Origin of the sequence: Kitasatospora fiedleri, assembly GCF_948472415.1 — a bacterium.
GTDB lineage: Bacteria > Actinomycetota > Actinomycetes > Streptomycetales > Streptomycetaceae > Kitasatospora > Kitasatospora fiedleri.
This window is the reverse complement of record NZ_OX419519.1, coordinates 6,228,501-6,246,148: the sequence shown is the minus strand read 5'-3', so window position 1 is coordinate 6,246,148 and position 17,648 is coordinate 6,228,501. Positions and strand designations below refer to the sequence as shown.

Here is a 17,648-nt window from a genome sequence, read left to right as displayed (position 1 = left end):
GCGTTCAGCTCGCCCTGCGCGCGGATGCGGGGCGGCGCGGTGTGCGTCGCGTCCGGCTTGGGCGTCTTCGGGCGGACGCCGCGGTGGTCCGGGCCGGGTTCTTCGGCCGCTGGAAGGAGACCGTGCCGTCCTCGGTGCGCGGCACCTGCACCTTGACGGTGTCTCCGGCCTCCAGGCCGACCTCGACCCGGACCGGCGCCGAGGTCTCGGAGCGCCCGCCCGGCAGCGACTCGCCGGGACGCCCGAAGTGCACGTCCACGGTCAGCTCCGCACCGTAGATCACCTGCGCCGCGCTGTACTTGCCGTTGGCGTACACCCGGTCGGCCTGCCGGCCCTGCCCGCCCGCGCGCTCGCGCTGCTGGCCGGAACCGGTGGCCAGCAGGTCCGCGCCGGGCGTGCCCTTGGGGACGGTGCCGCCGAGCTGGCCGTTGCCCGCCACGGTGCGCGCCAGCAGCTGCCGCTCCACGCTGAACGCGCTGGACTCGTTCACCGTGTTCAGCTCGGCCTTGCCGTCCTCCCGCCGGTAGGTCATCTCCCGCACCCGGGCGGTGGCCGTGACCACCAGGTCCTCCTTGCCGGGGACCTTCACCACCAGGGGCTCGCCCCGGGTCATCCCGGTCAGCCGGGCGGCCAGGTTCGGCTGGCTGAAGCCCTGGAGCACCTGCTCGCGGACGGCGTCCCAGTCCTTGCCGAACCGCTCCCGCCCCTTGGCGTCCACCTCCCGGCGCAGCGCGGCCGTCGACTCCAGGTCACGGACCACGACGCTCTCGCCGAGACCGCCCCGGTCACCGCCGCGCCACACCGAGTCCGGCGGGCTGGTGACCTCGTGCAGCACCGGCGCCGTCTCGGCCTCCGACTTGGCCGCCTCGGTCGTGGTGGCCTCCGTCTTGGCCGCCTCGGTCTTCGCGGACTCGCCCTTGCTGGACTCGCCCTTGGTGGACTCGCCCTTGCTGGAACTGGGCTCCACCGCATCGGACTTGACGTTCTCGGCGGCGGGCTTGGTGTCCGCACGGTCGACCAGCAGCCGGACGTCGGCCGTGCCCGCGTCGTGCGCCGTGCCCTTGCCGTTGAAGGTCAACTCGTAGTGCACGGAGCCGTCGTAGAGCACTCCGGGCACCTTCGACTTGCTGGTCAGCTGGGAGACCCGGCTGTCACCGGTGATCTCCACCCGGTCCCGGCCCAGCCGCCCGGCGCCGCCGACGGTGGCCAGGGCCGCGCCCGGCTTCAGCACGTTCGACAGCCCGAGCTGGCTCGCGTTGCCCCGGGTGGTCGCCGTGCTGCGGACCTGCTGGACGGTGGTGCCGATGTTGAACTCGGTCTCCTTGGTCGTGCCGACCTGGTGCAACTCGCCGACCCGGGCCCGGATCTCGACCGTGCCGAGGGTCCGGCCGCGCCGGTCGCTCAGCGTGACGGCGACCGGCTCGTCCGCCGTCATGGACTTCAGGTCCCGCTGGAGGCGCGCGAAGTCGACCTCGTTGAGGACCTTCTCCCGCATCGCGGGCCAGTCCTTGCCGAACTCCTGCTTGCCCGCCTGGTCGACGTGGTCGAGCAGCGCCTCCACCGGACGGCGCCCGCCCCGGCCGCCGCCGCCCTGCGGCGACAGGTCGAGCACGATCTCCTGCCCACCGACCCGGCCGTCCAACAGCCGCTGCGGGGGCACCCGTTGCTCGCCGCCCGCGTCGACCGCCGGTCGCACCGGAACGGCCACGGTCATCCCGAGGTCCACCTGCGCGGTGCGCCCGCCGGACGCGGTCCGCACCGGAACGTCCTCGTGGCGCAGGTCGCCGAAGTCCAGCTCCAGCCGCATCGTCGACCTGAACACGTCGGCGGGCTCGGAGGTCTTCGACCGCGCCACCATCCCGCCCAGGTCCATGTTGACCTCGGCCTGGCCCCGGTCGTGGAAGTACCCCACCAGCTCGGCCGGTTCGGTGATCCCCGCCGTCTGCTTGGCCTGGAGGCCCACGTTGTACTGCCACTGCGAGTCGCGGTTGCCGCCGGTCGCCACCGTGCGGTCGGCGCCGTTCTCGAACTCGATCTTCTCCGTCCGCAGGTGCGTCGACTCGGTGACCCGGCCGCGCAACGTCACGCTGCCGCTCCACCCGTCCCCCTCGAACGGGGCCGTCCACACCTCGCCCCGGGACAGCGCCCCGAGCACCGGACGCAGCGTCGCCGGCCCGAAGTACGCCTCCGCGAAGGCCCGCGCGGCCGCCCGGTCCCCCGGCACCGCGTGCTCGATCGCCGCGATCACCTGGTCCCGGACCGCGGCCTCGTTCTCGCTCAGCCCGACCACCAGGTCCGTCCCGGCGATCGGCCGGGGCGCCCCGTCCACCGCGGTCGTCTTCGCCCCCTCGGGGGCGGGCGGCTTCTGCTGCTCCTGCTGCTGCTCCGGAGCCGACTTCTGCTCCTGCTGCTGCTCCGGCGCGGGCTTCTGCTCCTGCTCCTGCTCCTGCTTCGGTTCCTGCTCCGAGGCGGGCTTCTGCTCCTGCTGCTGCTCCGGCGCGGGCTGCTGCTCCTGCTTGGGCTGCTGCTCCGGCGCGGGCGTGGTCGTGGTCGTCGACTTCTCGACCGGGGGTATGGGGGTGTCCCCCGGGGACGACGGCGGGACGCTGCCGTCGTAGTGGTCGCCCTGCCGGTACACCGTCACCTGCCGGCCGTCCTGGGGGCCGAAGACCGCCAGGGTGGCGCCGTCGTGGTCGAGGACGCGCAGCCGGAGGTCGAGGGCGTGGGCGGCCGCGGCGGGCAGCATCTCGCCCGGGTTGGTCCGCCAGCGGGACTCCCAGCCCCGGACGGTGTCGAGCAGCGCCTGCCGCTCGTGCGGGAACGGGGGCGGGGCGTTCTCGGTGAGGTGGGCGCCGACGATCTCCCGCAGCTCGTTGATCGGCAGCCCCCGGTACCCGCCGCGGTCGGCGACCGGGAGGTACTCGAGCAGCTGCCGCTCGGTCGCGTTGCCCCGGGCGACGAAGTCGTTGCGGTAGTTGGTGACGACCTCGGTCGGCCAGTGCTCGGGGGACAGTGCGGCGAAGTGCTCCTCGACCACGGCCTGGAGCCGCCGGGCCGCACTCCCGTTGCCCGCCAGTTCGGGCAGGCCGACGGCGAGCGAGTGGAGCAGGCAGAGACCGTCCGCCGAGACCTTCACCAGCGGCCCGGCTGGCGGGAACTCCGCTGCCTCGAACGGAGGTTCGGTCTTCTGCGCGGGCGGCTCGATGACGTCCTCGGCCGTCTCCTTGACCGCGTCCTTGACCGTGTCCTTGGCCGCGTCCTTGGGCTCGCCCTCGGACTTGACCGTGCCCTCGGGCTCGGTCTCAGGCTTGACCACGGCTTCGGGCTCGACCTCGGTCTTGACCTCCGAGGTGTCCTTGGTCGCGTCCTTGGCGGTCTCCTCGTCGCCCTTGCCGCTCTTGCCGTCCTTGACCTGCGCCGTCTCGGGGGACGGCGGTCGCTGCTCGCGGACGGGTCCGGGCTGGGAGCGGAGTTCCGGCGGGGCCGAGGCCGCCCGGGGGCGGGTCGTCGTGCCGTTGCCGGGGTGGCTGCCGCCGTTGGTGGTGGGGTCGCCGACGTGGCTGCCGCCGTTGCCGTCGAGCGGGCCGCCGCCGACGGGCTTGACGGGCTGCGGGCCGGAGCCGTCGTCCTCCGGTCCGTCCGGCCGGTTCTCGCGCGGGAGTTGCTGCTCCGGCGTCTTGACGGCGGTGTCGGTCTGCTCCGAGCCGGCGGGGCGGGGCGCGCCGAACCCGTCGATGTCCATCGGGTCTGCGGTGTCGTCGCCGTGCGGGCGCTCGCCGCCGAAGGTGCTGTAGCGCTCCATGAAGGCGGGGTCGTGCGGCCCGGAGATGTTGTTCTCGCGCGGGTCGGCGACGGAGGCCCAGACCGTCCAGTCCTGGGCGAAGTGCTCCGGCATCGACCCGTTGGCGGTGGTGACCCTGCGGTCGGTCAGGTCGGCCCAGCGCAGCGTGCCGTCGCGGTCGTGGACCAGCGCGACGGCGTGACCGTCCCCCTGCTTGCCCGCACCCAGCACCGTGGCGAAGGTGCCGGGACCACCCTCCTTGACCTGCTCCATCAGCTTCTGGACCGCCGGACCGCCCTCACCGAACAGCGCGGGGCCGTCGTGCCGCTTCCACAGCGTGTTGCCGGGAATCGGCTCCACCGTGCCGTGCAGCGTCTGCCCGGACACCCGCGGACGCCCGAAGTGGGTGTCCCGGTACGCCTCCACGTTCTCCAGGCACGCGTTCAGGTCGTTGCCGCGCCGGAAGCCCGCCTCGGCGTTGACCGGCTCCTGGTGCGGATTGACCTTCTGGAGCAGCGAGTTGCTCATCGCCGGGTGCACCTTCGGCTCGCCGCCGAGGTAGCCGACCAGCTCCTGGCTCAGCGGGTGCTCCGGGCCGAACGAGCGGTAGCCGCGGTCGTTCATCACCCCGTCGGTGTTCTCGTACGCCGGGGTGCGGCGCCGCTTGGCGTCCCGCTCGGCGGTCGACCCGTCCTGCTCGTCCCGCGCGCTCCGCTCGTTCTGCGGGTCCTGCTCGTTCTCCTCGTCCTCACGTCCGCGCTTGCGCGGGTTCGGCAGGTCCTGCGCCGTGTCGCCGTCCCGGTCCAGGACCATCGGGTCCGGGTCGGGCTCCGTCCGGTGCTCGACCGGCGGGGTCGGCGCCGTCGTCACGGTCGGGCTGTCCAGCTGCATCGGGTCCGGCGTGTGCCCGCGCGGCGTGTCGCCGCCGGGCGCCGGGGTGTGGTCGGTGGTCGGAACGTGGTCGGTGGTCGGGGTGGGCACCGAGCCGAACCCGGACTGGTGCGCGGTCGCGGGGGCGGGGGCGGACGCGGACTGGAGGTAGGCGTCGGTCTCGCGGTGCAGGCCGCCGATCCAGGCCGCGTTCTGGCCGGGCTGGAACTCCTCGACCAGCGCCTCGACGTGCGACTTGAAGGAGAACGGCTTGTTGGCGGGCTCGTTGAAGGCCATCCGCAGGGCGCTCTCCAGCATGATCGCGCTGTTGTTCGCCGCCTGCTCGTTCAGCACCGCGTTGTTCTGCAGGGTGTCCGCGGCCGTCCGCAGTTGCTGGGGCGTCGTGCCGGGCTGCCGGAGGCCGGCGAGGGTCTGCTCCTGGGCCGCCAGCCGGTCGTGGAGGCCGTCGATCTCGTTGCGCACGGTGTTGCGCATCCAGCCCTCCGGGACCTCCCGGAGCAGCCGGGCGGCCTTCCCGTCGAAGCGCTGGACCTGCTCGGTGGCCACCGGGTGGTAGAGGCCCACGGTGCGTCCGGTGAACTCCGCCCCGGTGGGCGGGGTCAGGTTCAGCGGTCGGCTGCTCTGCCGTCCGATGCGGTGGTCGCCCGGGGTCTTGACGACTTCCTGGCTGATCACCTCCCAGCCGTCCGGGCCGTGCCGCAGCACGTTGGTGGCCTCGAACAGCTCGCCCTGGCCGGGCGTCACGTACTCGTCGACGCCGAACCAGTCCGTAGCGGGGTGGCGCAGCCGGAAGTCGGAGGCCGGGCCCAGGTTGGAGGTCGCCGAGTACGACTGGACGTGCCAGACCTTGAAGGAGTGCGGGCCCACGTCGGTGACCGCCAGCGCGCAGCCGTTCATGCCGCCGGTGAACACCAGCCCGTCGCCCGGCCGCGCCGGGTCGGGGTGGCGGACCACGTCCACGCTGCCGATCGCGGCGTCGCTGGCCGGCCGGCCCTGCTTGTACGGGATGTAGCCGGCCCGGACGTACTCGTGGTCGGGCTTCGGCGCGGGCAGCGCGACCCCGTTCGACGGCCGCGGGAATGACGGGTCGTGCTCCGCGTACTTCTCCCACGCCGGAGTGAGGACGTACGCGTCGCGCCCGGCCGGGACGTTCGGGTCCCGCTCCAGGGTGAACCAGTGCTCGCTGCTGCGCTCGAACGCGTCGACGAAGGTGAACGCGTCGTGCTGCTGGAGGCCCGGGGTGCGGCTCATGACGCCGTCGGCGAAGGAGACCGAGACCGGGGTGTGGGACAGGAACTCCACCGGGTCGTGCACCAGCCCGTGCTCGGCGGTGCCGACCGGGGGCAGCAGCGGTTCGTGGCCCGGCGCGGGGTCCTGGACGTGCTGCTGCTGGTCGGCGTCCTGGTGGTCGGTCTGCTGCTGGACCTGGTCGTGCTGTGCGGGGTCGTGCTGGACCTGGTCGTGCTGGTTCGTGCTGTGGACGGACGGGCCGCTGTGGTCCGTGCCCTGCTGGCCGGTGGGCGCCGTGGTGCGGGGGGCCGATCCGAAGCCGCGGGAGGGGCCGGGGGTGCCGTCGTTGCCCTGGTGCGCGGGGGTGCTGGTGCTGCTGCCCGTCGGCGGGGTGACCGGCGGGGTGTCGGCGTTCGGCTGTTCCAGGCGGAGTTCGCGTCCCGGGCCGCCCTCCTCCGTACCGGGGTAGCGGTTCAGCTCGTTCCCGTCGTGGGTGAGCACCACGTCGCGGCCGAGGTTCTTCGCCAGTGCGGTGAAGTAGGCGTCGCGGAACGGGCCGGGCGTGTCCAGGCCGGTGCTGCCGGGCCTCACCAGGTTCTTGATCACGCCGTCGAGGGTCTGCTTCTCGATGCCGGCGAGCGGGCCCTGCCGGTTCCCGTCGATCCAGGTGGCGAAGTGCTTGCCGAAGTCCTTGGCGTCCTCGGGCGTGCGGAGGTCGTGCAGTTCCAGCACGCTGCGGCGGATGCTCGCCTCGTCGTGTCCGGTCAGCGGGACGGAGAGGGTGTCCGAGTCGGTGCTGCGGAAGCGGCCCATGTACTGCTCGGCCTGCTGGCCCTTGGACGCCTTCGGCGCGTGCTCGCCGGTGCTCAGCGAAGCGGTGTTCTCGTCGCCCTTGGCCTGGACCACGCCCTGCCGGCGGGCGGCCTTCTCCTGCCTCCGCTGCTGCTTCTCCTCGGCCTTGCGCTGCCGCTCCTCCCGCTCGGCCCGCTGCCGCTCCTCCTGCGCCGCCTGCTCCTGCCGGTGCTGCTCGTCCAACTCGGCCTTGCGCTGCTGGAGTGCGGCGGTGCGCTCGGTGACTTCCCGCTCCTTGGTGCGGCGCTCCTCCAGCATCGTCCGGGCCTGCTCGGCGCGCTGCTCGGCGGCGTCCAGCCGGTTGCGGTGGTCGGGGCCGGGGTCGGGCTCCTGCCGGAGGTTCCGGACCTCCTCCTCGGTCTGCCGGACGAACTCCTCGGTGCGGGCGACGGACTTCCGGGCGGCGGAGACGGCGGGCTCGTACTGGCGCAGCGCGTCGCCGAGGTTCGACCTGGTCTCGCCCTTGGCGTAGTTCTTCTCGCCCTCGCGCTGCCGGTCGTCGACCCGGTCGGACATCCGGGCGGCGGTGAACGCGAGCGGGTCGAGGGTGCCGTCGCCGCGGTAGCGGCCGTCGCCGTCCGCGTTGTGGACCAGCAGCGGCCGGAACGGCGGGCGGGCCTCGCCGTTCGGGCTCGGCTCGTGGCCGGGGCGCGGGTCGATCGGGAGTCCGGAGCCGAACTTCGCCTCCGGGCGGTAGAGCCGGGAGACCAGGTCGCCGAGGTCCTTCTCGGCCCTGCTGACCCGCGCCTGGGCGTCAGCCTCGCCGTCGGTGCCCCGAGCCGTCTCCAACTCGCCCTTGGCGGCGGTCAGTTCCTGGTTGAGCTTGACCGCGTGCTCCTTGAGCGCCGGTCCGGCCCGGTGCACCTCCTGGACGACCGACAGCGCCAGGCCCTCGACCACGTCCTTGCCGTGGAAGACCTCCCGGTCGAAGGTGGTCGGCTGCTTGGTGCCGCCGCTGCCCGGGTAGGTGTGCTCCCACTTGCTCTTCTGGCCCGTGGTGGTGGCGCCGTTGGCGTACTCGGTGGTGCGCACGACCTCGCCGTTGGGCAGCTTGAACTCCTGCATGGCCTTGCGGTCCAGCGGTTCGAGCTGGTCGTGCAGGGAGACCCAGCCGTCGTAGTGCGAGAGGATCTCGGGGCCGAACACCATGGTGGTGGGGCCGTAGCGGGTGACCATCCTCTCGTTGCCGACCTCCATCCGGAAGAAGGCGAAGTCGTCGTTGCCGAGGCTGCTGGTGTTGGTGCCGCTGCTCTTCCCGGACGCCATGAACTTGAAGTCGCGCCGCTTCAGGTCGCCCTGCGAGGAGAGCATGCCGGAGTTGGCGATGGCGTGGTAGGCCGGGGTGGAGTGCTTGAGCCGGTAGGGCAGGTCCTGGAGGGAGTCGTAGAGTCCCTTCAGCTCGGGGTCGGCCCTGAGGTGCGGGTCGACCTGGGCGTGCAGGTCGCCGAGGTTGCGCTCGGACAGGGCGCGGACGAAGTCGGCCCGCTTCTCCGGCGGGAGGGTGGCCAGGTCCTCGGGGAGGTTCGCCAGGTCCTCGGGGGTGAGCGTCTTCAGGTCCTCGGGCTTCGGGGCGTTCGCGTCCTCCGGCTTCGGGGCGTTCGGGTCCTCGGACCTGGGCGCGTTCGGGTCGTCGGTCCTGGGCGTCCCGGACCCGGGCGGGCGCTCGTTGCCGGCGCCGTTCCTGATCTCGCCCTGGACGGTCTTCCACTGCGTGCCGGTGGGCACGTCGGCGTACGCCTGGTCGCGGCGGAACTCGCGCAGCTTGTTCCGCACCATGTCCATCTTCTGCGGGTCGAGCGCCAGCGGGGTGCGCTGCCCCCCACCGGTCGGGTGCGCATCGAACAGGGTCTCGGAGAGGCCGCTCAGCGGACCGTACTCGTTGCGCAGGTGGTAGAGGCCGCCGTGGTCCGCGGCACCCGTCACGTGCCCCTTGAGCAGGCGGTCCAGTTCCTGGCCCTGCCGCACCGTCTCCCGCGCGTACTGCAGCCGCTCCTGCGGCGACGGGTACTCCGCCTCGAAGCGCTGGTGGTCCGTCAGGAGTTCGAGCCGGTCCCGCAGTTGGCCGCCCTTGCCGACGATCTCGTCGCCGGTCGCCAACAGGTGCTTGCGGGGGTCGGCGACCTCGCCGTTCCCCTGTCGGGCCTGCTCGTCCAGCCAGTGCGCCCGCTCCAGCACCTTGGTGGCGGTCTGCGGGTAGTCGCTGCGGATCAGCATGTCGGCGAACTGGTGGAGTTCGGGCTGCGACAGGCGGTCGACGTCGACCTCGACCGGGGTCTTCTTGCGGGTGCCGAAGTCCTCGTCCATCCACTTCGAGAACGCGTTCGGGTCGGCCGGGCCGTCCTCGGACCTGGTCCACTTGTTCTCGTCCGCGTTCCACTTCAGCTTGACCGGGCCGTCGCCGGAGGCCGCGGCCTCGCTGTCGTGCTGCTGGATGATGTCCGTTTCGTCCTGGCGCTGACCGGAGTTCGTCACCGTGCCGAAGCCGTCGTCCGGACGGGGCTGCTCGACGTGCGGCTGGTCGGTGCGCGGCTGGTCGGTGCGCGACTGCTCGACGTGCGGCTGCTCGACGTGCGACTGCTCCGGGACGGGCCGCTCCTCGGGGCGGGTGAAGCTGGAGTAGGCGTCCATGAAGTTCTGGTCGTGCGGACCCGAGATGTTGTTCTCGTGCGGGTCCGCGACGGAGGCCCAGACCGTCCAGTCCTTGCCGAAGTTCTCCGGCAGGTTGCCGTCCGCCGGGGTGACCTTGCGGTCGGTCAGGTCGGCCCAGCGCAGCGTGCCGTCCTGGTCGTGGACCAGCGCGACGGCGTGGCCGTCCCCCTGCTTGCCCGCGCCGAGGACGGTGGCGAAGGTGCCGGGACCGCCCTCCTTGACCTGCTCCATCAGCTTCTGGACCGCCGGGCCGCCCTCACCGAACAGCGCCGGCCCGTCGTGCCGCTTCCACAGCGTGTTGCCGGGAATCGGCTCCACCGTGCCGTGCAGCGTCTGCCCCGAGACCCGGGGGCGCCCGAAGTGGGTGTCCCGGTACGCCTCCACGTTCTCCAGGCACGCGTTCAGGTCGTTGCCGCGCCGGAAGTCCGGCCCGGCGTTGACCGGCTCCTGGTGCGGGTTGACCTTCTGGAGCAGGCCGTCGCTCATCTCCGGGTGCGGCTTGCCCGTGCCGCCGAGGTGCTCCACCAGGTCCTGGGTCAGCGGGTGCTCCGGGCCGAACGAGCGGTAACCGCGGTCGTTCATCACCCCGTCGGTGTTCTCGTACGCCGGGGTACGGCGGCGCTTGGCGTCCCGCTCGGCGCCGCCCTCGTCGTCCCGGTCCTCCCGGCCGCGCTTGCGGTCGTTCGTCCCGGGCGTGCCGGTGTCCTGGTGGGGCCGCTGCTCGACGGGGCCGGTCGAACGGTTGCCGGTGGTCGACGCGGGCTCGTGCTGCGAAGGCTCGTGCCGCGCGGGGTCGGTCGCCTGGTGGTCGGTGCGGACCGGCGGCTGCTCGGGGTCGCCCCGGCGGGCCGGCGGCGCGGGTTCGCGATCCTGCGGCCCAGCGTGTTGGTGTTCCCGCCGGCGTGCTCGCTGCCGAACGCCTCCTGGTGCGAACGCTTGGTCCCGCCCGAGACGGTCCCCGTGCCCCCGCCTTGGGGGTGCCCGTCCCCACCGGGCCGCGGGACGACCCGCCGCCCGGGTGTCCGCCGCCGCCCATCGCTCCCGGGGCGAAGCCCGCACCGGTCATCGGGGCGCCCGTCGGCGCCTGGTTCTGCGGCACGCCCGTGGGGACGGTGCCGTCGGCCAGGCCGTTCGGGACGGTCTGGTCGGGGGTGTTCTGCGTACCCGGCCGGGACTGCGCGTGGGCCTGACCACCCGCGATCCGGGTCCCGCCGTCGAGGTGGGTGGCGCCGTCCCCGACACTGCCCAGGTGGGCGGCACCGGACAGACCGGGCACCGACCCCAGCCCACCGACACCCTGCGAACCGGGCTGGACACTCTCGTGCACCGCACCGGACCCGGCGGCCACGGACGCGGCCACCGGCTCGGGACGCGGCGCGGCGGACTGCTCCTGGTGCGCCGGCACGTTCTCGTGCGTCGGGACCGACTCCTGGCGCGGGACGGACGTCTCGTGCGACTGCGGCGCGGCCTGCTCGTGCGCGACGGGCGTGGAGTCGTGCTCCACCCGCGGCGCGGCGGACTGCTCGGGACGCGGCGCGGACTGCTCCTGGTGCGGCACCACGTTCTCGTGCGCCGGCGCCGACTCCTGACGCGGAACCGCCCCCTCGTGCGTGGTCGGCGCGGCCTGCTCGGCACGCGGCGCCACCGACTCGTGTGCGACGGGCGTGGAGTCGTGCTCCACCCGCGGCGCGGCGGACTGCTCGGGACGCGGCGCGGACTGCTCCTGGTGCGGCACCACGTTCTCGTGCGCCGGCGCCGACTCCTGGCGCGGGACAGGCGTCTCGTGCGACTGCGGCGGGGCCTGCTCGTGCGCGACCGGCGTGGAGTCGTGCCCCAGCTGCGGCGCGGCCTGCTCGTGCGCGACCGGCGGCGCCTGCTCGTGCGCGGTCGGCGGCGCCGACTCCTGACGCGGCACCACGTTCTCGTGCGCCGGGGCCGACTCCTGGCGCGGTGCCGGGGTCTCGTGCGACTGCGGCGCGGCCTGCTCGGCACGCGGCGTCACCGACTCGTGCGACTGCGGGGCCGCCTGCTCCTGGTGCGGTGCCGGAGTCTCGTGCGACGGCGGCGGCGCGGAGGCCAGCGCGGACTCCACGCGCGGCATCGCCGATTCGACCTTCGGCGTCGCCGCCTGGGTCTCGGCGCGCGGCGCGGGGTTGTCCTGGGCCCGGACGCCCGACTGCTCGTGGGTCACGGGCGCGGACGTCTCGTGCGTGGCGGGCGCGGACGTCTGGTGCGGGGCCGAAGAGGCGGGCGCGGACGTCTGGTGCGCGGTCGAAGAGGCGGGCGGAGCCGTCTCGTGCGGGGTGGAGGAGGTGGGTGCGTTGGTCGGGTGGGTGTCCGCGCCGTCCCCGGCGCTGCGGGCCGAGCCGAACGGCGTCAGGCCGTTGACCTTCGAGTCGCCCGCGCCCGTCGTCCCGGAGCTGTGCCCACCGGACGAGCCGGAACCGGAACCGGCGGCCATCGCCGCACCCGCTCCCGCTCCCGCGCCCGCACCGGCACCCGCGCCGAGCAGCGAGCCGGTGTCGGCACTGCTGCTGCTGTGCGTGCCCGCCCCCGATCCGCCACCACTGCCGCCGCTGCCACTGCCACTGCCACTGCCACCACCGGACGAGGACGTCCCGGACGGGCCGTGGTAGGCGCTGTCGCCGGAGGAGGTGGCGGGCTTGGTGAAGGTGGGCGGGCCGTCGTGGCCCGCGCCGCCGGTGCTGCCGGTGCTGCCGGGGAGGTCGAGCTTGGGGGCCTCGGCGGGGGTGGGGGCGTTGGCGTGGCCCTTGATCGCGGAGGCGCCCGCGTGCAGGCCGGCGCCCGCGCCGCCGGACAGACCGGAGCCGAGCAGGGACTCGCTGTCGACCTTGCCGGTGGTGATCAGCTGGGTGGAGACGTCCGCGCCGACGCCGACCGCCGCGCCGCTGGCCATCTTGCCGGCGGTGGAGTTGAGCGCGCTCTCCGCGCCGATCTTCTTGCCGGCCGCGCCGATGCCCTTGCCGATCAGGTGGGCGGACGCGCCGCCGACCGCGCCGCCGAGGGCGTTCTGGCCGACCTCCTTCATGTCGATGCTCTTGCGGTGGCCCTCGGCCAGCTCGATGCCCTGGGCGAGGAAGTTGATCGCGGCCATCTGGGCGGCCTGCTTGGCCGCCATTTCGAGCATCTCCTTGAGCAGCTTCTTCAGCAGCTGCGAGACGACCACCCGGCTGGCCGCGATCATCACCGGCACCTCGAGCAGCGAGGCGCCCGCGGTGAACGGGGCCTCCGCCTCTGCGGTGGCCAACTCGAAGGCTAGGATGCCGAGTTGCGCGATAATCTGGATCTTGGCGGTCTCCGCGGAGTTGGCCACCTGCTCCAGCATGTCGCCCATGCCGTTGAGCGCGTTGATCGCGCCGGGCAGGTAGCCGGGGTCCTGCTCGGTGCCCTTGCCGACCGAGTACTTGTCCCAGTACGTGCCCAGGGCGTCGGCGGCGGCGCCCTTCTGGCCGTCCAGGGCGCGCTTGATGGTCGAATCAGCGCTCTGCGCCGCGTCCTTGAGGGAGTCGGCCGCCTTGCGGCAGTGCTCGGCCATGTCGCGGAGCTGGTCCTCGTCGGCCTCGGGCCAACGCGTTCCGGCGAGCAGCAACAGGACCCACTGGAGCGGCTCCGGGAGTTCGACAGCCATGGGTTCAGTGCCTTCCGCTCTGGATGGGCCGCGTGCTGATGATCGGCTGGACGGGGGCGGACGGGAGCGAGGGCGCGGTGGGCATCTGCACGGTGCTGTCGATGCCGTCGAGTTCGGAGATGACGTTCTCGTCCGCGTTCTGGTAGCTCTCGGCCATCGCCTTCAGCCCGTCGGCGATGCCCTTGAGCGCGTCGGGCAGGCCCTTGACGACGTCCATGGTGTCGTGGCTGTACTTCAGGTAGCCCTTCTCCCCCTCGGCGAACTTCTTGCCCGACTCGTCGTTGCCCCAGGGGTTCTGGGCCTCCATCGAGGGCAGGAATGCGCTCAGCGAGCGGTAGACGTTGGCCACCTGCTCGGAGGCCGCGAGCATCGGCGAGACGGCCGCCCGGTACTGCGCCGGGTCGACCTGGAAGCCCGACCCGGCACCCCCGATCCTCCGCCGTTCGCGGAGGACGCGCTCCGCTTGGCGGCGCCCTGCTCGGAGGACGCCGGAGCCGCCGCGTCACGGGCGACGGCGCTGGCCCGCTGGAGGGGCTGCGCGGGCTCGCTCCGCTCCGTCGGACGCAGCGGCTCGGTCCCGTCCTGCATCGGAACGCCCCGCTCCGTCGGGCGCAGCGCCTCGGTCGCCTCCCGCGCCGGGACGCCCTGCTCCATCGGCTGGAGCCGCGCCGTCCCCTCCTGCATCGGGACACCCCGCTCCATCGGGCGCAGCGCCTCGGTCGCCTCCCGCGCCGGGACGCCCTGCTCCATCGGCTGGAGCCGCGCCGTCCCCTCCTGCATCGGAACGCCCTGCTCCATCGGCTGGAGCCGCGCCGTCGCCTCCTGCATCGGAACGCCCTGCTCCGTCGGCTGCAACGGCACGCTCTCCGCCCGCTGGAACGGCTGCAGGGGGCTGTCGGGGATGACCGTGCCGACCCGCATCCGGGTGGGCTCGATCGCTTCCTCGGGCAGCAGGCGGGCGGTGCGGGTGGGCTCGGTCAGCGCGTCGGCGGTGTACCAGGCCGACTCGTCGTTGCTCATGGGAGGGTTCCTTCGTCAGGGCGGGCGCGGCGGGCGGCGGGCGCGGGTCAGTCCGCGGCGGGTGCGGCCAGCCGGGAGAGGGCGGCGCGCAGGAACGGACTGGGCACCTGGTAGCCGCCCTCCTCGCGGAGCGGGGCCCGCTGCCCGGTGGCCGCCGCCCCCTCCGCAGAGGCGGAGGCGGAGCCCGAACCGGACCCCGAGCCCGAACCGCCCCCCGCACCGGCGCCGGCGCTCGCGGCGGACGCCACGGTGGCCTCGGGCGCGTCGGGGTGGCCGCGGCGGGCGGCGGCGCTGCGCGAACGCTCCAGGTAGGCGTCGTCCGTGCCGCCGGAGCTCTCCGCCGGAGCGGTGGTGCCGACGGTGCCGACAGTGCCGACCGGGGTGTCCGTCGAGGCGTCCGACCCGCCCGCGGCCCGGTCGGGGTCCGCCGCGCCGTCGGTCCCGGTGCCGTCGGGGGTGCCCGCGCCGCCGCCGAGCAGGACGCCGGCCAGCTGGTTGATCATCTCGCTCTCGCTGGTGGGCCCGGCCGGGGCGGTGGTGGTCGGCTCGTGCTCGGGGCGGCGAAGGTGCCCTCGGCGCGGGCGTCGTCGAGCCAGCGGCGGCGGGCCCGGTGCCAGTGGCGGTCGCGCGGGTCGACGTCGGCGGCCTGGCCGAGGATGCCGGCGTCGCCGAACAGCTCCTCGTCCTCCTCGCCCTCCTCGCCGAACCGGGTGGGGCTGACGAAGCGGTTGCCGCCCTTGTGGTCCTTGCCGCCACCGCGCCCGCCGCCGCCGGTGCCGGGCATGTGGCCGCCGGCGCCGGCCGCGCCGGTGGCTCCGGTGCGGCCACCGGTACCGCTGGTGCCGCCCGCGCCCAGGACGCCCGCGCCGGCCCGGCCGACCGCGGAACCGGCTCCGGCCGTGCCCTTCGCGGAGGCCCCGCCGGCCGCGCCGAGGCTGCCGGCGCCGACGCCGCCGCGTCCGGCCAGCGCGCTGGTGCCCGCGCCGATGCCGCCGCCCGAGCCGCGCAGGGTCGATCCGCCGAGGCTCCCGGCCCCGCCGGCGCCGGGGCGCAGCGCGGAGCCGCCCGCGCCGCCGACGCGTCCGGCCGTGCCGCCGGCGCCACCGAGACCGCGGCCGGCCGTGCCGCCCGCGCCGCCGACGCCGCGTCCGGACGCCCCGCCCGCGCCGCCCGCACCGCTGGCGCCGCCGAGGCCGAACGGGCTGCTGCCCGTCCCGCCGAAGGGGGTGAGGCCGCGGCCGGTGGTCGAGCCGCCGACGCCGCCCGCGCCGCCGAGCGAGCCCAGGGTGCCGCCGAGGGCGCCGCCGAGGTTGAAGCTGCTGCCGGTGCCGCCGCCGGTGTTGGTGCCGCCGATGCCGAGGCTGCCGGGGTTGCCGGGGCTGTAGCCGCCGAGCGGGCTGTAGCCGCTGCCGCCGGTGCCGCCGCCCGCGCCGCCGCCGAGGTCGCCGAGTCCGGCCAGGCCGAGGGAGCCGGCGCCGCCGGTGGAGAGCGGGGTGAACACCGGGGCGGAGCCGCCGCCGCCGGAGCTCGAACCGCCGCCGAAGCTGGGCAGGTTGGGGGTGAGCGGGGTGAAGGGGGCCAGTCCGGAGCCCGAGCCGCCGCCGGCCCCGCCGCCGCTGCCGCCGCCGAAGCCGCCCGCGCCGCCGACTCCGGCCATGCCGCTGTACGAGCCCGCACCGCCGACCCCGCCGCCCGCGCCCCCGCCGGTGCCGCCGAGTCCGTCGAAGCCGCCCGTGCCGCCCGCTCCGGCCGCGCCGCCCAGGCCGCCCGGGTTTCCGACGCCGCCCAGCGCGCCCGCGCCGCCGAAGCCGTCCGTGCTGCCCGGCGCGCCCGGGGTGCCGGTGCCGCCGAGCCCGTCGAGGCCGGTCGTGCTCGGGGCGTACGGGTCGCCGGGCAGGGTGCCGGCCCGTCCGCTCATCGCGGTCATGCCGCCGTCGGCGCCCGTTCCGCCGGCCCCGCCCGGGCCCGAACCGCCGCCCGCGGACGTCCCGTTGAGGGCGCAGGTCTGGCCCATACCGGTCATGTCGGTGATGTGGCCGGCGCTCTGCCGGAGCATGCCGTCGACGTTGTTGCCGACCTGCCCGATGTACTGGTGGTAGACGGCGGCGGCCTGCTTGACGCCCTCGGACTGGGCGATGTCGTCGTGCTTGCCGGCCGGGTGGGCCTCCATGTACTCCTTGGCGTACTGGAGTTCGCGCACCATCTCGGACTTGGTGCCGCTCACCGCCTGTGCGGCGCCCTGGAGCGAGTCGGCCATCGCCAGGCCGGACTGGAGGGTGGTGGCGACGTGCGAGCCGTCCCCGGCGGCGAACTTCTGGAGGTACTGCGCGAAGCTGTCGGCCGCGGGGCCGGACATGCTGGACATGGCCCGCTGGGCGGCCTCGGTGATCGCCCGGACGTGGGTGTCGGCCACCTCGTTCCAGGCTTTCCAGGCGTCGGCGAGGGTGGCGAGCAGGTCCTCGTCCCCGTCGGGGAAGGCGATGTCCGCGCCGTTCTCGTTGCTCTGGACGGTCTTGAGGACTTCGGCGAGGTCGGCGGGCAGCTCGATCATGGCGGCAGGTCTCCGGAGAGGGGAGGTCGGGTGCGGAGCGGGTGGCCGGTGGCCCGGGGCCGGTGCGGCGCGGTCGGCGGCAGCGGCGGACGGTGCGCGGTGGTTGGTGCGCGGTGCGCGGTGCGCGCCGCCCTGCGGCGGCGGGACGGCGCGGACGGCGCGGACGGCGCGGACGGGCGGTGCCGGGCGGTGGCCCGGTGCCGCCGCCCGGCGGTCCGTCAGATGACTCTCGGTCCGGCGCCGCCGGCGTAGCCCGGCCGCATCAGCGGGTTGGGGTGGTTGTAGTCGAGCTCGGGCGCGTCCGGGTCGTGGTAGCCGACGCCGGGGTTGGTGTCGCCGATCGGGGTGATCGGGGTCGGCGGCGGGGGCGGCGTCGGGTGCTGCACGCCGTCCGGTTCGAGCAGCGGCCGCAGGGGCGCGTCGGGCAGCGAGGCGGGTACCGCCTGGACGCCGTCCGGTTCGAGCAGCGGCAGCCGGGGGCCGTCGGGCAGCGAGGCCGGAACGGTGCCGACCGGTGTGGTGCCGACGGTCGAGGAGAGCGCGCCGGGCAGCTGCGGGTCGGTCGGCATGGCGCCGGTGTCGGTGATCCGGCCGATCACGGCGGCCTGTTCGTCGTCGTTGGCGCGGTGCCGGGCGACCATGCTCTGCAGGTTCTCGCCCACCGCGGTGGCGTTCTGCATCAGGGTGCGGATGCCCGCGAGGACCTGTTCCTGGTGCTGGGCGAGGCCGCCCACCGAGGAACTGCCCCCCAGCAGCGCCTTGCCGAGCAGGTCGGTTCCGTAGACGGACTCCTGCACCTGCTTGACCGCGGCCTCCAACTTGTTGGCCGGTCCGTTCAGTTCGTCCAGCAGCCCCATGATCTTCTTGGATGCCGCCTCGACCTCGTCGAGGTCGATCCACACCGTCTTCTCGTCCGCCACCGCACACCTTCCCGAACTCCGCCCGCCCCCGGTCGGTACGCGTCCGCACCGGTGGCCCGGTCGGGCATGCAAGAACACCGGAGCCGGGTACGGCTCCGGACGTGC

At 74.5% G+C, this 17,648-nt stretch carries 6 protein-coding genes and 1 pseudogene; all 7 read right to left on the bottom strand.

Annotation, left to right across the window (positions count from 1 at the left end; translation table 11 throughout):
- Positions 1–4: 4 nt before the first annotated feature.
- The 7 genes and pseudogenes from QMQ26_RS28235 to QMQ26_RS28210 all read right to left on the bottom strand — a co-directional run bounded on the left by QMQ26_RS28235 (position 5) and on the right by QMQ26_RS28210 (position 17,543).
- Positions 5–9,985: a toxin glutamine deamidase domain-containing protein gene (locus QMQ26_RS28235; protein WP_282203167.1), complete on the bottom strand. Its 9,981-nt coding sequence runs from the start codon at positions 9,983–9,985 to the stop codon at positions 5–7.
- 2,662 nt (positions 9,986–12,647) lie between these two features.
- A pseudogene (locus tag QMQ26_RS38760) lies at positions 12,648–13,052 on the bottom strand (WXG100-like domain-containing protein); the annotation flags it as partial.
- 4 nt (positions 13,053–13,056) lie between these two features.
- A complete protein-coding gene (locus QMQ26_RS28230; RefSeq protein WP_282203166.1) occupies positions 13,057–13,422 on the bottom strand; it encodes a hypothetical protein in 366 nt (121 codons plus the stop codon).
- Positions 13,377–14,072 (bottom strand): hypothetical protein, encoded by a 696-nt coding sequence (locus QMQ26_RS28225; RefSeq protein WP_282203165.1) that lies wholly within the window; start codon positions 14,070–14,072, stop codon positions 13,377–13,379. Before QMQ26_RS28225 ends, QMQ26_RS28230 begins: the two co-directional genes overlap by 46 nt.
- Before the next feature lie 47 nt (positions 14,073–14,119).
- Positions 14,120–14,575 carry a hypothetical protein gene (locus QMQ26_RS28220; protein ID WP_282203164.1) on the bottom strand — a complete coding sequence of 152 codons (456 nt, stop codon included), beginning with the start codon at positions 14,573–14,575 and terminating at the stop codon, positions 14,120–14,122.
- A complete protein-coding gene (locus tag QMQ26_RS28215; RefSeq protein ID WP_282203163.1) occupies positions 14,572–16,623 on the bottom strand; it encodes a WXG100-like domain-containing protein in 2,052 nt (683 codons plus the stop codon). Before QMQ26_RS28215 ends, QMQ26_RS28220 begins: the two co-directional genes overlap by 4 nt.
- A gap of 218 nt (positions 16,624–16,841) precedes the next feature.
- Positions 16,842–17,543, bottom strand: coding sequence for a hypothetical protein (locus QMQ26_RS28210; protein WP_282203162.1), 702 nt, complete (start codon positions 17,541–17,543; stop codon positions 16,842–16,844).
- Positions 17,544–17,648 lie beyond the last annotated feature (105 nt).

Excerpts from the sequence above, each read along its gene's own strand:
- QMQ26_RS28235 (WP_282203167.1), bottom strand. The coding sequence starts at position 9,985 with ATGAACGACCGCGGTTACCGCTCGTTCGGCCCGGAGCACCCGCTGACC.
- QMQ26_RS28230 (WP_282203166.1), bottom strand. The coding sequence starts at position 13,422 with ATGCTCGCGGCCTCCGAGCAGGTGGCCAACGTCTACCGCTCGCTGAGC.
- QMQ26_RS28225 (WP_282203165.1), bottom strand. The coding sequence starts at position 14,072 with ATGAGCAACGACGAGTCGGCCTGGTACACCGCCGACGCGCTGACCGAG.
- QMQ26_RS28220 (WP_282203164.1), bottom strand. The coding sequence starts at position 14,575 with ATGATCAACCAGCTGGCCGGCGTCCTGCTCGGCGGCGGCGCGGGCACC.
- QMQ26_RS28215 (WP_282203163.1), bottom strand. The coding sequence starts at position 16,623 with ATGATCGAGCTGCCCGCCGACCTCGCCGAAGTCCTCAAGACCGTCCAG.